The following is a 13,312-nucleotide window of genomic DNA, read 5'->3' as shown; positions in this document are numbered from 1 at the left end:
GCGAAACCAATAGCCGCCGTTACCGCAGCAACGGATATGTACACCCGAAAGAAAATGGTCGCCGGATAGACCGCTATCGCCGACAAACCAGCCCCTACAGAGAGATCCGTTCAGCTACCGAACGCTGCGACCTGTTGACCGGCTGGTTCAACCGTTTATTGAACTCCAGCCAGGCCCCCAGCAACGCCATCAACCCCGCACCCACCAAGGCGGTGAATATCTGCATGGCAAACGCATCGTCGGTCATGGCATTGACCATGTCCGCCAACGGCGCCAACAACACGCCGAGGCAGAAGATTTCCAGCGAATAACGCCCCATGCGACAACTTTGCTGCGCCAGCCAGTTTTGCGTCCAGCCGGTATCGGGCAACAGCTTCGCCGTGACATACGCCAGCGCCAGGAAGTGCAGCAACCGCACCGGCGACAAGTCAGTCTTGCTGATCGGGTACAACAGGTTGCTCAGCCACGCAGGCATCAGCGCATCATGTATTTCCGGCCATCGCCAGGAAACGGTCAGCACGCCGGTAACCACCACATACACCACGGCACTGACAAACAACGGCCGGCGCAGCAACGGGCGCGTGTCAGGTAACCGGGGGCGCTGCCCGTAAGTCGCCGCCGCGCCGCCCAGCACAAACAGCAGTTGCCAGACCACGGGATTGAAGTACCACACGCCATCCTTGATGGCCGCCAGGTTCCAGCCGAACCACGGCGCCAACAGGTACACGGTCAACGACACGGCCACCACCGCCCACGGTTTGCGCACCAGCATCGGCAGCGCCAGCGGCAAGCCGGCCAGCAGCACGATGTACAGCGGGAGGGGGTCCATGAGGTTCGGCTTGAAGCGCAGCAGCAGTTCATCGACCAGGGCTTGCTGCGGGTTGGTGATGAAGTGGTGCATGCCCATTTCCTCCACCAGATCCCTCGTTTCCACGTGGCTGTTGGCGAAGAACACGATGCCCATCAGCATCGCCAGCAAGAAAATATGCACCACGTAGAGCACCCAGGCGCGGCGCAGAATCTTCACGCAGGCAATCAGATAACCGTCCCGTCGGAAGATTTTCCCGTAGGCCAGGACGGCCGCGTAACCGGCGAGAAACACGAAAATTTCCGCGGCATCGCTGAAACCGAAGTTACGCGGGGTGATTTGACCGAGGGGGTTGTGAGGCACGTGATCCCAGAAGATGAAGATCAGCGCCAGGCCTCGAAAAAAGTCGATTCGGTGATCGCGTTCAAACGTCATGACAGCGGGCTCGTGAACGGGTGTTGAATAAGGAGTGGTCAGCGCGGCAAAAGGTGCGCGCCGCGCATCGGCGGCGCGCAGGGTGGCGCGATTCGACGACAATTGCAAAAAACACGCTATTACTGAATGTCTCAGATGTGACTGGCTGAAAGAATCCATCCGCTGGTCTGCCCGCGCGATGGCGTGCCCGAATAATGGTGCATGGCAGCTGTCGAATCTTTACCGAGCATGGTTCAGGAGCGTGAAACGTGAAGGTTTCGCTGATCGTTCCGGTCTTCAACGAAGAGCAAGCGATCAGCCTGTTTTATCAGGCGGTGCAGCGCGAGTTGAGGCTGGGCGGCGACGAGGTCGAGATCGTATTCATCAACGATGGCAGCTCCGACCGGACGGCCGAGCAGGTCAAGGCCCTGGCGCAGGTCGACGAGCATGTGTTGTTGATCAACTTTTCGCGCAACTTCGGCAAGGAACCGGCGTTGTTCGCCGGCCTGGAGTACGCTTCTGGCGATGCGGTGATCCCCATGGACGTCGACTTGCAGGACCCGATCAGCGTCATTCCACTGTTGATTGACGAGTGGCAAAAGGGCGCGGACGTGGTGCTCGCCAAACGCCGCAACCGGGCCACCGACGGTTACCTCAAGCGCCACAGCGCGGCGCTGTTCTACCACGTGCTGAACCGTATCGCGTACACCCGGATCGAAGAAAACGTCGGTGATTTCCGCTTGATGGATCGCAAGGTAGTCAACGTGATCCGCGCACTGCCCGAGCATCAATTGTTCATGAAAGGCGTGTTGTCGTGGGCCGGGTTCACCACCGCGGTGGTGGAGTACGAACGCGCCGGGCGCGTGGCCGGCAGCAGCAAGTTCAATGGCTGGAAACTGTGGAACCTGGCACTCGAAGGGGTGACGTCGTTCAGCACTGTGCCGCTGCGTTTGTGGACGTACGTCGGCGGCGGCATTTCGATTTTCGCGGTGCTTTACGCGGTGTACATGGTGCTGGACAAGATTTTCTTCGGCAACAGCGTACCCGGTTACCCATCGTTGATGACCGCCATTCTGTTTCTTGGCGGTGTGCAGTTGATTGGTATCGGCATCCTCGGTGAGTACGTCGGCCGGATCTACATCGAGGCCAAGCACCGGCCGCGCTACGTGGTCAAAGACATCGTCGGCGGCAAAGACCGGCTCGGGCTTTAGCATGGGCCGATTCCGCGATGTGCTCGGCAAGGAACTCGGCGGCCGACAGGTCTGGCTGTTTTTTCTGCTCGCGACGTTGCTGTATGTGCTGCCGCTGATTATCGCGGACTACCCGTACATCGATGACAACTGGCGTTCGCTGTCGGCGGGCATGGCCTGGGCGGAGCAGGGGCGCCTGTTTACCCAGCTGTTCTACAACCTGCTCACCTTCGGCAGCGCGGCGCCGAACATCTTTCCCTTGCCGCTATTGATCGCCACGCTGGCCATGGCCTCGGCACTGACCCGGCTGACGTTTCATTACTTTGCGCAACCGACGCTCGCCTGTTGCCTGGTGCCCTTGCCACTCTGGTACAACCCGTTTTTTCTGCAAAACCTGTCTTATCAATATGACGGTCCCGCCATGGCCCTGAGCCTGGTGGCGGTGATCTACGCGATCACCTTTCGTCATCCTTCGCGCAGCCTGCAATGGCTGGTGCCTTCGTTCCTGATTGCACTGGCGCTGGGGCTTTATCAGATCAGCCTCAATGTGTTTGTGGGATTGTGTTGCCTGGAACTGCTGCGCGGCGTAAATGACCGTTTGGCCTGGTCGCAGTTGTGCAGGCTGATCGGCTGGAAACTGGCGCAGGTCACCCTGGGCTGGCTGACGTATTGCGTCAGCGCCGTGGCGTTCATGGCGCAGGATCGCGCGCTGCTGTTGAACTGGACCGCCGCGCCGCTGCTGCAACTGCAGATCAACATCGGCAGAGTGCTGGAAAAAGTCGTGCTGCTGTTTCACGGTGGATTGGTCTGGGTGTTCGCCGCGCTGTTGCTGTGCGCCATCGCCGGCGCTGTGCAATTGGGGCTGAAGGTGTGGAAGCGTCAGGACAGCGGGCCGAAGAAAGCGTTGATCGGCCTGTTGTGTCTGCTGACCTTGCCGGTCGTGACGCTGCTGGTGTCCGGCGTCGCGCTGTTTTTCCGCGACTTCAACGAGGGCGCTCGAACCCTGATGGGCTTCGCGGTTTTATTGATGCTGTTGTTCTACTTGAGCCATCTGGCGCTGGCGCAAATCCATGAACGACTGACGCTGTTACTGGCAGTTCCACTGCTGGCGATGCTGTCGCTGTCGTTCGCTTACGGTCGGGTGCTGACGGTGCAGAAAGCCTTCAGCACCAGCGCACTGTTCAGCCTTGAGCACGACATTTCGACGCATCGAGAATTGCGTGAGGCCAAGCGGATTTACATGTCGGTGACGTATTCCGATCACTGGCTGTCGGGGGCCGCAGGTTCGTTCAAGCAGATGCCGGTGCTGCACTATCTGCTGAACATCGACTTTTTCATGCTGGCCGAAAATCTGCCGAAGCTCGGCATCACCAACGTGGTCGCGGAGAAGGAGCGCCGCAATGCGACACGGGTAGGTTATCTGGGGTATCCGCCGTTGCTGGAGCGCCCGTACTACCGGATTTACCTGCTGGGGGACTACGGTTTTATCGTCATGAAAGAACCGGCCCCGATCAAGGCGCTTCGCTGGTGAAGCGCCTCGCTGGACTCAGGCCGCTGCCACTTCATTGGGCTCAAAACTGTCCGCCCGCGCCATCTGCCACATGCGTGAGTAAAACTCGCCGTTCACTTCTCCTGTGAGCAATTCCCCCGGTTTCAAAAACACATGCAGCTGCGAGAACAGCTTGATCTCGGTCGCCGACATGCGCCGCACCAGGTGCTTGGCCGACAACTGCGACGGATGATCGAGGCCAGCGGCGGCGAGCATTTCCGCCAGTGCCTTGAGGGTGTTGCGGTGGAAGTTGAACACCCGCTGGGCCTTGTCCGGGACGACGAGGGCGCGCTGGCGCAGGGTGTCCTGCGTGGCGACGCCGGTCGGGCATTTGTTGGTGTGGCACGACTGCGACTGGATGCAGCCGATGGCGAACATGAAGCCGCGCGCCGAGTTGGCCCAGTCGGCGCCGATGGCCAGCACGCTGGCGATGTCGAAGGCGCTGACAATCTTGCCGCTGGCGCCGAGTTTGATTTTGTCTCGCAGGTTCAGGCCCACCAGCGTGTTGTGCACGAACAGCAGACCTTCGCGCATCGGTACGCCGATGTGGTCGGTGAACTCCACAGGCGCTGCTCCCGTGCCGCCTTCCTTGCCATCGACGACGATGAAGTCCGGGAGGATGCCGGTTTCCAGCATGGCCTTGGCGATGCCCATGAATTCCCACGGATGGCCGAGGCAGAACTTGAAGCCCACCGGTTTGCCGCCGGACAGTTCACGCAATTGCTGGATGAAGTGCATCAGTTCGATTGGCGTGGAAAACGCACTGTGCCGCGACGGCGAGATGCAGTCTTCGCCCATCAGGATGCCTCGGGTTTCAGCGATTTCCTTGGTGACCTTGTGCTTGGGCAGGATGCCGCCGTGGCCGGGTTTGGCGCCTTGGCTCATTTTGATTTCGATCATCCGCACCTGCGGGGTTTGCGCTTGGGCGGCGAAGCGTTCCGGGTCGAAGCGACCGTCTGCGGTGCGGCAACCGAAGTAGCCGCTGCCGAGTTCCCAGGTCAGGTCGCCGCCGTTTTCCCGGTGATACGCGCTGATGCTGCCTTCACCCGTGTCGTGGGCAAAGTTGCCGAGCTTGGCGCCCTGGTTCAAGGCACGAATGGCGTTGGCGCTGAGGGAGCCGAAACTCATGGCCGAGATGTTGAATACCGATGCCGAGTACGGCTGCGTGCACTGCGGGCCGCCGACGAGGGTTCGGAAACTGCCCGGATCGCTCAACGGTGCCGGGCGCATCGAGTGGCCGATGAATTCGAAACCGGACTGATACACATCGATCAACGTGCCGAAGGGTTTGTCGGCGCTTTCGTTCTTGGCGCGGGAATAGACCAGCGAACGCTGGGCCCGGGAGAAGGGCAGGGCGTCGCTGTCGGATTCGAGCAGGTACTGGCGGATTTCCGGACGGATGCCCTCCACCAGATAGCGGATGTTGCCGAGGATCGGGTAGTTGCGGCGTACGGCGTGAGGGCTTTGCAGCAGATCAAACAGGCCCACGAGGCTCAGGACACCGGTGACCGCGGTGATCGGCCAGAGCCAGTCGTGTTCCAGGAACGGCAGACTGGCGAGGGTGAAAATCACACAGACGGCAAAGAAGGCGTAGCGGCTCAGGAGTGACAGGCTCATACGGTTTCCTTGGGTTCGGACTCGGTTGTGTTCGGCACACCTATCCCTGTAGGAGCGAAGCTTGCTCGCGAAAGCAACATTTCAGCCAACATCAATGTTGAATGTGATGGCCTCTTCGCGAGCAAGCTTCGCTCCTACGGGACCGTGCTGTGTCAGGCATTCTGCGCCTGGAGGAAAATCGAAAACAGCTCGGACTGGGACTTGATCCCCAGCTTGCTGTACATGTGTTTCTTATGGACTTTCACGGTTTCGACAGAGATTTCCAGCTTACGGGCGATTTCTTTACTGGAGCAACCGCTGAGCATCAAACGCCCGACATCCAGCTCCCGGGCGGTCAGTTGCGCGCCTTTGAGTTGTTGCACCGAGGCTTCCAGCTGCACCCGCCAGTCACCTTGGACCGGTGCGGGCGCGAGAGCCACGACTTCGTTGATTTCGTAGGGCAGGCGCTGACGCAACAAACCCAGCACCCATGGCTGGATCAACGACAGCAACGCAATCTGCTGGCCGCTGAAACGCTGTTTGCTGCCCAGTGACAGGCACAACGTGCGGTCGCCTTCGAGCTGACAATTGAACTGGATTTCATCGGCCACCACATTCAGACGAAAGTAGCGCTGGTAATACTCGGTCAGCTCAAAGTGCTCCGGCGCCACTTCCGACAGGCGATACAGCCCGGTGCGCGATTGCTCGCGGCAGGCGATGTAGAACGGGTCGAGCAGGTACAAACCGCGCAGGTAATCCTGGAACAACTGATCCGGGCTGCCGTCTTCACCGGGACATTCGGCGAACACTTGCGGGTGCTGATCGGCGCTGAAAAGCAGCGCCACCCAACTGTCGAAGGTCACGTATTGATCCAGTAACCGGACAAGCTGCGTCCAGAAGTTCGGCTTGTCGAGGGCGTCGATCAGTTGCCCGACCGAACGGTGCCAGGCGATGTCGTCTAACGAAAGTGTCATGCATCTACCCCTATCGGGTTACCCCAGCCGCGTGATTCCCTGGCCGGTTGCTTGCTGCGCATACTGGCGCACAGACAACGACCGGGCAATCTTTCTGCCGCCCGGCCACTAGAACAAGGACTACCCATGAAGGTCGAACTCGCCCAACTGGCGGGCCGTGACAACGACACGGCTTACAACCTCGAACGCGCTCTGGCGGCGATTGGTGCCTGCGCCGCCGACACGCAGTTGATCATGTTTCCCGAAAGCCACTTGATGGGCTTCCCGTCGGCCGAGACCGTGGCAGCCGTTGCCGAACCGCTGAACGGTCCGACCGTCAGCGCAATCGTCGCCGCGGCCCGCGAGCGCAACATCGCCGTGGTGATCGGTACGGCGGAAAACGACAACGGTCGTTTTTTCAACACCACGCTGCTGATTACCCCACAAGGCATCGCACTGAAATACCGCAAGACGCACTTGTGGGCGTCGGATCGCGGCGTGTACGAGCCGGGTGATCGCTACGCCACGTGCCTGTGGAACGGCGTGCGGGTCGGCCTGCTGATCTGCTACGACATCGAATTCCCGGAAACCGCCCGCGCCCTGGCGCAACTGGGCGCCGAATTGCTGATCGTCACCAACGGCAACATGGACCCTTACGGCCCGACGCACCGCACCGCGATCATGGCCCGCGCCCAGGAAAACCAGGCGTTTGCGCTGATGGTCAACCGGGTGGAAGAGGGCGATGGCGGGTTGTTGTTTGCCGGCGGCAGTGCGCTGGTGAATCCGCTGGGCACGCTGTTGTTCGAGGCCGGGCGGGAGGAAGGGCAGTTTGCGGTTGAGCTGGATCTGAGTCAGCTGACCTCCGCGCGGCAGGATTATCGGTACCTGGATGATCAGCGACTGAAGTTGCCGGGGGAGATGGTTGAGCATGCTTCTGGATTGCGGGAGCTGCTTATACCTGCGCGCTGAGCGGCTGACGCTTTCGCTGGCAAGCCAGCTCCTACAGGGAGCTCCAGTGAACACAGAGTTTGTGACCACCCGCGATCAACTGTAGGAGCTGGCTTGCCGGCGATGAGGCCCTGACAGGCAACACATCTTTGTCGGTCTGAAACCAAGAACAACAAACGCAACACCCGTAATTTGCGCCGAACTCGGCTCTGCCATAAATCCAATAAAATTCGGAGTAGTCGCTCATGGCTCGTTTGCAACGCACCCTGTCATTGGGGTCGGTGGTGCTGTTTGGCATCGCCTACATGACGCCGATCATTGTGCTCGGCACTTTCGGTATCCTCGCTCAATCCACCGCTGGCATGGTGCCGGCCGCGTACCTCGCGGCGCTGGTGGCGATGTTCTTTACCGCCATGAGTTACGGCCGGATGGCCTCGGCATTTCCTGTCGCTGGCTCGGCCTATAGCTACGTGCGCAAGGCGATCAGCCCGAAACTCGGTTTCATCGCCGGTTGGGCGGTGCTGCTCGATTACCTGTTCCTGCCGATGGCAATCTGGCTGATCGGCGCGGCTTACCTCAACTCCGCATTCCCGGCCGTGCCGCAATGGATCTGGGTGCTGGCGTTCATCGGCATCACCAGCGCAATCAACATCGTCGGCCTGAAACTGGCCAACGGCATCAACGCCTTGCTGATGCTGGTGCAGTTTCTGGTGCTGATCGCCTTCGTGGCGCTGTGCGTGCATTACGTTGGCGGCGATGCGAGCACGCCATTGTGGTCGGTGAAACCGTTCTTCAACGGCGACATGCAGATGCCACTGATCATGAGCGGTGCCGCCATCGCCTGTTACTCGTTCCTCGGTTTCGACGCGGTCAGTACCCTGACCGAAGAAACCCGCGATCCGCGCCGCACCATCCCGCGGGCGATCATGCTGATTACTTTGATCGGCGGGCTGATCTTCGTCGGCGTGTCGTACTTCGTGCAGATCGCGCACCCGTCGTTCCAGTTCGACAGCGTCGATTCGGCGGCCTATGAAATTGCCCGCAACATCGGTGGCGACCTGTTCGTGTCGATCTTCTTGATCGGCTTGATCGTCGGTCAATTCGCCTCGGGGCTGTCGGCTCAGGCCAGCGGTTCGCGCTTGCTCTACGCCATGGGCCGCGACGGCGTGCTGCCGAAATCCTTCTTCGGTACGTTGCATGAACGTTTCGGGACGCCGATCAACAGCATCCTGCTGTGCGCGGTGGTGGCGTTGCTGGCGCTGAAACTGGACGTCACAACCTCGACCTCGTTCATCAACTTCGGCGCGTTCCTGGCGTTCAGCCTGGTGAACCTGTCGGTGATTTTTCACTACTGGATTGGCGGCGAAAAAAAGGGGCTGCGTGAGTTGGTGCTGTTCCTGATCTTCCCGTTCATTGGCCTGGCGGCGGATTTGTGGCTGATGGTCAGCCTCGATCACCTGGCGATTTACCTGGGCCTGAGCTGGCTGGCGATTGGCGTGGTGTACCTGGCGGTGCTGACCGGCGGATTCCGTCGCCAGCCGCCGGAGATGGATTTTCAGGAAGCCACCTGAGGTACGCCGAATTCCTGTAGGAGCCCGGCTTGCCGGCGATGGCGGTCTCAAGATTTAAGCAGGTCTTGAGATTGCCATCGCTGGCAAGCCAGCTCCTACAGGGGGGCTGTGTTCAGGCAGTGGGTTTTGATTGGTGGATCGGCAATTCGACGCGGAAAGTGCTGCCAACGCCGACTTCACTCACCACCGAAATATCCCCCCGGTGTTTCTTCACGATGCCATAGGACAGGGACAACCCCAGCCCGGTCCCCTGGCCCACCGGTTTGGTGGTGAAGAACGGGTCGAAAATTTTCTGCAGGCTGGCTGGCGGGATGCCGGTGCCGGTGTCGGCGACTTCGATCCACACCTTTTCACCGTCGATCCCCGTGCGCAGGGTGAGGGTGCCGCGTTCCGGGCCGATGGCCTGCGACGCGTTGACGATGAGGTTCATGATCACCTGGTTGATCTGCGAGGGCAGGCATTCGATGTCGGGGAGGTGCTGATAGTCCTTCACCACATCGGCCTTGTACTTCAGTTCATTGGCCACGATGTTCAGCGTCGATTCGATGCCTTGCTGCAGATTCGCCCACTGCCATTCCTGGTTGGAGTCCACCCGCGAAAATTCCTTCAGGTCTTTGACGATCTGCCCGACGCGGCTGATGCCGTCCTTGGATTCCTTGATCAGCAAGGGGATGTCGTCGTGCAGGAATTCCAGTTCGATCCGCTCACGCAGTTGTTGCAAGCGCTCGACCAGCTCGCTGGAATCTATTGCCTCTTCCGCATCCCGATAAGCGTCGAGCATTTCCTGCAGCTGTTTGAAATAGCCATCGAGGGTGCCAAGGTTGGAGGAAATGAAACCGATGGGGTTGTTGATTTCATGGGCGACGCCGGCCGCCAGTTGCCCCAGTGACGCGAGTTTTTCCGACTGTACCAATTGCGATTCAAGCTGTTTGCGTTCGTCGATTTCCCGTTGCAATGCCTCACTGGCCTGTTTGAACTGTGTCGTTCTCTGGTCCACCAGATGCTCCAGGTGGCTCATCTGCACAAAGGCCCGTTCGGTCATGTCCCATTTGGTCAGCAGGGTGTTGGCCATCTGCTGGACTTCAATGTTGTCGAACGGCTTTTTCAGAATCAGCAGACGGTCGTGCGCCTGCAAACGGTCCAGCAGTTCATCCCAGGAATAGTCGGAGTAGGCGGTACACACCACCACTTGCAGGCGCGGGTCTTCCTGCCACAGATGCTCGATGGTTTGTGCGCCGTCCCAGCCTTCGGGCATGCGCATGTCGACGAAGGCCAGCGCGTAGGGCTGGTTTTGCTGCAAGGCTTCTTGGAGTTTGCCCAGACCCTCTTGGCCGCCATATGCCGAATCCAGCTCGAACAGCGCGCGGGTGGATTTCACTTCACTGCCGAACAGCGCGGCCTCCATCTCGTCCAGCTCGACGGTCTGCACGGGCGTCGGCGTGAGGATCTTGCGGAAATCCACATGAATGGACGGCGTGTCATCGATCAGCAAAATGCGGCGGTTCGACAGTTCGCTCATGCCTCCTCCATGACGGTTTTCAGCGGGATCTGCAGGGTGAACAGCGCGCCTTTGCCCGGCCCGTCGCTGTGGGCGGTGAGGTGGCCGTTCATCTCGATGGCTGCCAGTGCGCAACTGTGCAGACCAAAGCCGTGACCTTCCTTACGGGTGGTAAAACCGTGGGCAAAGATGCGCGTCATGTTTTCCGGGGCGATGCCTTCGCCGTCATCCTTGACGCTGACTTGCAGCGTGGCGTCGTCGACCACTTTGACCCCGAGGGTCATTTGTCGCGGGCGGTTGCTGAGGTCGGACATCGCGTACTTGGCGTTGCTGATCAGGTTGATCAGGATCAGCAGCAACCGGTGCTTGTCGCCCATGACCTGGGGCACCTCGCCGTACTCCTTGACCACCGTGACGTGATGCCGGGTCAGCGCGCCGGAATTCATGCGCAGGGCATCCTCCAGCAATTCGCTGATGTGCAGCGGCTCCACCAGGCTGTTGGCGCCCGCGTAGGATTGCTGGGTGGCGACGATGTCCTTGATGTGGTCGACACTTTTGCTCAGCTGGGCCAGTTCGTCGCTCATGCCTTGCTGTTCGAGGGCGATGGCCTCGACCAGTTGGTTGAGGTAGCCGGGCAGCAACTTGCCTTTCTCGTCCTGGGTCAGGAAGGTGCCGAGGTCGCCGGGGTGTTCGTTGATCAGTTGCATGGCTTTGCCCAGCCCCTGGGCCTTGCTGGCGCGCAGTTTGCGCGAGACCAGGTCGGCCGAGATGTTGACGCTGTTGAGCACGTTGCCGACGTTGTGCAGCACGTTGGTGGCGATCTCGGCCATGCCGGCCTGTCGCGCGGTGTCGAGCAGCTCGCTCTGGGTATCCTTGAGTTCACGGGTACGTTCCTCTACCCGCAGTTCCAGTTCGTCATTGGCGGTTTTCAGGGCTCTGTTGACGCGATTGATGATGCTGAAACTGCGCATCAAGTGAATGGCCAGGTACACCAGCAACAGGACCAGCAGCACAGAGAACACCAGCATGTAAAAGTGATAACGCTGCTCGACTGCATCGGCCTGTTGCTGGTCCTTGTTCAACAGGCTGGTGATGTCGTCCAGACGCTCGGCGACGGGAATCGCTTCGATATTTCCCAGCAAGCGGTTGACCACCGGTTGTTCGCGCAGAATCAGTGAAATGTGGGTGCTCAGAATATCGATCGGGCTGTGAAACTGCTCGGGCAGGCGCAGCTTGTTCACCCCTAGCTTGTTCAGCCCGACCAGAATGTCAGCGGCCTTGTCGTCGGAAGTGACCTGGGCGAACTCCAGGCTGCTGAGCAGCAAATCGTAAGTGTCTGTGGCGATGTTCTGCAGTTGCAGTTTGTCGCCATCGACCAACCGGGCCAGTGGTTCCTGAATGTCGTCCTCGGCGGTGGGCAGGAACGCCAGTGAGTTGCGCAACAACGCGTTGTGGGACTTGAACTGCTCCACCAGCCGGGTCTTTTCCTCGATGGCGGCCAGGTATGCATCATGGCTGGCGCGCCAGATCGGTGAGTCGTTGCGGCCATGGTTCGACTCCATGGTGTCGAACCGCTCCCACAGCTTTGTCATCTCGGTCAGCGGCGCGACCAACGGATCGTAGTTGTGGTTGGTGGCGATCCTGGCCTTGAGAATCTCGGTTTCCCATTGCGCGTTGAGCTGTTTGATCCGGCCGATCAGGTCCCGGGATTCGGCGTAGGCCGACGTCTCGTTCGAATTCGATTTGAGGTACAGGAACAGCAGCGTCGAGGCCAGTAACAAAGCGACGGCGCCCAGCAGTGCGAGGCTGCGACGGCGGGACATTTTCATAAGGGTTTGCCTCCCCATTCACCGGTCAGGGTCTTGAGGAATTTGATGATCAGGGTTTTGTCCTCGGCGGAAGAAATGCGACCGAGCTGGAACTTGAACATCACGTCCACCGCCTCTTCCAGCGTGTTGGCCGAGCCGTCGTGAAAATACGGTGCGGTCACCGCGACATTGCGCAGGCTCGGTACCTTGAACACGTTGCGGTCCTCTTCATCCTTGGTCACCAGATAGCGACCCAGGTCGGAGTCGGTCGGGTTACCGCGAACCTTGAAGTAATCGCCCATGACGCCGAACTTCTGGAACATGTTGCCGCCGATGTTCACGCCTTGATGGCAGGCGATGCAGCCATAATCCTTGAAGCGTTGGTAGCCGTACTTTTCCTCGGTCGTGAGGATGTCGGTGTTACCCAGCAGATACTGATCAAACCGCGAGTTGCTGCTGAGCAGCGTTCGTTCGTAGGTGGCCAGGGCGTTTTGCACATTGTTCATGGTCACGCCGTCCGGGTAGGCGTTGGTAAATGCGCTGCGGTAACCCGTGTCTGCGGACAGCACTTGCACCACGTGCTCCCAGTTGCTGCCCATTTCGCTGGGGCTTTTCACCACTTCATGGACCTGGGATTCCAGGGTGTCGGCGCGCCCGTTCCAGAACTGCCGGAAATTCAGGGTGGCGTTGAACACGCTGGGGGTGTTGATCGTCACTGGCTGACCGGCGAAGCCGATGGAAAACGCCTGGGTATCGGCCCCACCGCTTTCCAGTCGATGGCAACTGGCACAGGACAGCGTGTTGTTGACCGACAACCGCGTTTCATTGAACAACTGGCGACCGAGTTCGACGCGCAGAGGATTCTGTGCAGGCGCCGCTGGCAGTGGCTTGAGGGGTTCGTCCAGCGGCGCGGCGACGGTGCTCAGACAGAAACCGAGCAGCGGCACCAGGAGCAGGTAGTGAATGGACGGCGACAT

10 protein-coding genes are annotated in these 13,312 nt (G+C 59.8%); 4 read left to right on the top strand and 6 right to left on the bottom strand.

What is annotated here, in order from left to right:
• Window positions 1–94: 94 nt before the first annotated feature.
• Window positions 95–1,243, bottom strand: a complete 1,149-nt coding sequence (locus tag PMI32_RS08040) for an OpgC family protein (RefSeq protein WP_008032245.1) — start codon at window positions 1,241–1,243, stop codon at window positions 95–97.
• A 248-nt stretch (window positions 1,244–1,491) separates the two neighbouring features.
• Here PMI32_RS08040 and PMI32_RS08045 point away from each other — a divergent pair, with 248 nt between their 5' ends.
• Both PMI32_RS08045 and PMI32_RS08050 read left to right on the top strand, forming a co-directional pair.
• Window positions 1,492–2,433, top strand: coding sequence for a glycosyltransferase family 2 protein (locus tag PMI32_RS08045; protein ID WP_008032244.1), 942 nt, complete (start codon window positions 1,492–1,494; stop codon window positions 2,431–2,433).
• Between the two features lies 1 nt (window position 2,434).
• On the top strand, window positions 2,435–3,943 hold the full coding sequence (locus PMI32_RS08050; protein WP_008032242.1) for a glucosyltransferase domain-containing protein: 1,509 nt from the start codon (window positions 2,435–2,437) through the stop codon (window positions 3,941–3,943).
• 15 nt (window positions 3,944–3,958) lie between these two features.
• Here PMI32_RS08050 and PMI32_RS08055 read toward each other — a convergent pair whose 3' ends face one another.
• Window positions 3,959–5,578 carry an FMN-binding glutamate synthase family protein gene (locus PMI32_RS08055; protein WP_008032240.1) on the bottom strand — a complete coding sequence of 540 codons (1,620 nt, stop codon included), beginning with the start codon at window positions 5,576–5,578 and terminating at the stop codon, window positions 3,959–3,961.
• Between the two features lie 152 nt (window positions 5,579–5,730).
• Window positions 5,731–6,531, bottom strand: coding sequence for a helix-turn-helix transcriptional regulator (locus PMI32_RS08060; protein ID WP_008032237.1), 801 nt, complete (start codon window positions 6,529–6,531; stop codon window positions 5,731–5,733).
• Window positions 6,532–6,657: 126 nt separating this feature from the next.
• Between PMI32_RS08060 and PMI32_RS08065 the strand changes: the two genes are divergently transcribed.
• Together PMI32_RS08065 and PMI32_RS08070 are read left to right on the top strand one after the other, a co-directional pair.
• Complete coding sequence (locus PMI32_RS08065; RefSeq protein ID WP_008032235.1) at window positions 6,658–7,479, top strand: carbon-nitrogen hydrolase family protein; 822 nt, start codon at window positions 6,658–6,660, stop codon at window positions 7,477–7,479.
• A 224-nt stretch (window positions 7,480–7,703) separates the two neighbouring features.
• Window positions 7,704–9,029 carry an APC family permease gene (locus tag PMI32_RS08070; protein WP_008032234.1) on the top strand — a complete coding sequence of 442 codons (1,326 nt, stop codon included), beginning with the start codon at window positions 7,704–7,706 and terminating at the stop codon, window positions 9,027–9,029.
• Window positions 9,030–9,141: 112 nt separating this feature from the next.
• On the opposite strand, the gene PMI32_RS08075 is transcribed toward PMI32_RS08070, so the two are convergent.
• From PMI32_RS08075 to PMI32_RS08085, 3 genes are read right to left on the bottom strand one after another with little or no spacing between them, the layout of a single operon-like run.
• Window positions 9,142–10,548, bottom strand: a complete 1,407-nt coding sequence (locus tag PMI32_RS08075) for an ATP-binding protein (RefSeq protein ID WP_008032232.1) — start codon at window positions 10,546–10,548, stop codon at window positions 9,142–9,144.
• Window positions 10,545–12,356, bottom strand: coding sequence for a DAHL domain-containing sensor histidine kinase (locus PMI32_RS08080; protein WP_008032230.1), 1,812 nt, complete (start codon window positions 12,354–12,356; stop codon window positions 10,545–10,547). Before PMI32_RS08080 ends, PMI32_RS08075 begins: the two co-directional genes overlap by 4 nt.
• Window positions 12,353–13,312, bottom strand: a complete 960-nt coding sequence (locus PMI32_RS08085) for a cytochrome-c peroxidase (protein WP_008032229.1) — start codon at window positions 13,310–13,312, stop codon at window positions 12,353–12,355. The genes PMI32_RS08080 and PMI32_RS08085 overlap by 4 nt, the downstream gene beginning before the upstream one ends.

The sequence above is a fragment of the Pseudomonas sp. GM60 genome, assembly GCF_000282415.1.
Lineage (GTDB): Bacteria > Pseudomonadota > Gammaproteobacteria > Pseudomonadales > Pseudomonadaceae > Aquipseudomonas > Aquipseudomonas migulae.
The sequence above is the reverse complement of the archived record's forward strand: the minus strand, read 5'-3'. Positions and strand labels throughout refer to the sequence as shown.